Below are 1686 nucleotides of genomic sequence, written 5' to 3'. Positions count from 1 at the left end.
CATACTTCTTTTTAACTGTCATCTTATCCACTCCTCACTTCCCCTTCTTCTTACTCTTCTTATTCTTATGAAGCGGCACTTTTACTACTTCATCACGCTGTTTAAGCTCTTGTGTTAGTCTCTCAATTTCCTCGTCGCGTGATTGAACTTCTGCTTTGAGTTCTTCAATTTCCTCGTCACGTTCTTCAAGATCCGCATCACATTCATCAATGGTCTGCTTGCTTTCCTTTAAATACCTAAACTCATTCTCTCTCATTTTTTTCTTAAGATCTTGAACCTGCTCTTTAAGTGCTTTAACTTGGTCGCGATAATGCAATGCAATACGAAACATCACTCCGCTTAAGAGCAAAACTGAAACCACTGCTATCCATAAAATTTCATTCGAACTCATTTTGATCTCCTTAATGCTGCAATCTATCGCCCGTCTGATCAACAACGCGGCTCTTGCAAATTTTCGACATTGGGGGGGTGTTGCTCTTGCATTAATCTCTGCAAGCGCTCAGGATAAAAAAAATCTTCGGGGCGCAAATCTATCCCATGATCACGTGCGTAGGTTAATAATTGCGCCTGATAAATTGAAGGAAATAATCCATTAGCACCCCCCTTCTCTTTAGAGTAAGTGATACGATAAACAGCGCCTTTACATTTCTGCAAAATACGCGAAACATTAACAGCCCCCCCTAAATATTTTATTATGGTATACGCAGGTTCTTTTTTCATAACAATAAAATTTCATATTTCATGAATTTTATCAAGATAAAAATTCAGTTTTTTTTTATTGATTTTTCATGTCACATGAAAGAGCCTTACTCTTATGGAATCGGATCAGTTAAAGGCATGGCTTAAGGAGCAATTAGCTAAAAATGGACATGGCAGCAAAAAAATGCTAGCTAAACACTTAGGAATATTGCCATCTGCTTTGTCCAACATACTAAATAATTCAGCAAAAAATAAACCAATAAAACCTAGATTAATAAGAGCGGACGAACTAATAAAAATTATTGATTTTTTTGGTGAAATCCCACCTTTTTTAATAAAAGAATCTGAACAATTTATTCGTCTTTATTATCAAGCAAAACCTGAAGTTCAGAAAGCTGTTTTAACGATTCTTCAAAACTCTTGTTCTTTAGACAAAGAATAATAGCTGCCATCACTTTTTTATCTCCATAATTCCAAAGTTTTTCTAACATTGTGTTATCCATAATTAATTTTTACCTTTATAAAATTTCATATTTTATGAATTTTTTATTGACGATGTTCATTAAATATGAAATATATAGACACCATACCCCGAAAAAAAAAACCTATGTCAAGGCGTTTTTTTCAAAATGTATTTAAATATTTTGATATGGAGGCATTTGTGAATAAACCAGTGTTTATAAATTCTGATGAAATTCTCTTAGTCATCTGCGAAAATGAAGAACAAAATCTCGCTAAATCTGGTCCTTTCTTAGAAGAAAAGGACATTATCAATTTTATCGACCAAACCGATAATGCTGTCCAAATTTTGCGCGTAGAACCAACGACTAATCGTTGCGAAGATATCTCTGAAGATATTGCTGAGTTTTATCTCAAACTACGTGAACAAAAGTGTTTTGATGGCAAAATACCTCACGATTTTATTCTACACAGCACAGCATACGGTTTTTTTTTAGATGATATAAAACAGCGCGAATATGATGATGC

General features: G+C 34.2%; 3 protein-coding genes and 1 pseudogene. 2 read left to right on the top strand and 2 right to left on the bottom strand.

Annotated features, from left to right (window positions below):
- Window positions 1-34: 34 nt before the first annotated feature.
- Both ACFIMW_RS09180 and ACFIMW_RS09175 read right to left on the bottom strand, forming a co-directional pair.
- Window positions 35-391, bottom strand: coding sequence for a hypothetical protein (locus tag ACFIMW_RS09180; RefSeq protein WP_375608882.1), 357 nt, complete (start codon window positions 389-391; stop codon window positions 35-37).
- Window positions 392-401: 10 nt separating this feature from the next.
- Window positions 402-720, bottom strand: a pseudogene (locus ACFIMW_RS09175) (hypothetical protein).
- 94 nt (window positions 721-814) lie between these two features.
- Here ACFIMW_RS09175 and ACFIMW_RS09170 point away from each other — a divergent pair.
- Together ACFIMW_RS09170 and ACFIMW_RS09165 are read left to right on the top strand one after the other, a co-directional pair.
- A complete protein-coding gene (locus tag ACFIMW_RS09170; protein ID WP_375608881.1) occupies window positions 815-1141 on the top strand; it encodes an XRE family transcriptional regulator in 327 nt (108 codons plus the stop codon).
- 219 nt (window positions 1142-1360) lie between these two features.
- Window positions 1361-1686: hypothetical protein (locus tag ACFIMW_RS09165; protein ID WP_375608880.1), on the top strand; the 326-nt coding region annotated here is incomplete at its 3' end.

The organism is Bartonella sp. AC329YNZD (assembly GCF_042196685.1).
GTDB lineage: Bacteria > Pseudomonadota > Alphaproteobacteria > Rhizobiales > Rhizobiaceae > Bartonella.
This window is presented reverse-complemented; position numbering and strand designations above follow the sequence as displayed.

Bases quoted from the DNA above. Each gene is read 5' to 3' on its own strand.
- ACFIMW_RS09180 (WP_375608882.1), bottom strand. From the start codon at position 391: ATGAGTTCGAATGAAATTTTATGGATAGCAGTGGTTTCAGTTTTGCTC.
- ACFIMW_RS09170 (WP_375608881.1), top strand. From the start codon at position 815: ATGGAATCGGATCAGTTAAAGGCATGGCTTAAGGAGCAATTAGCTAAA.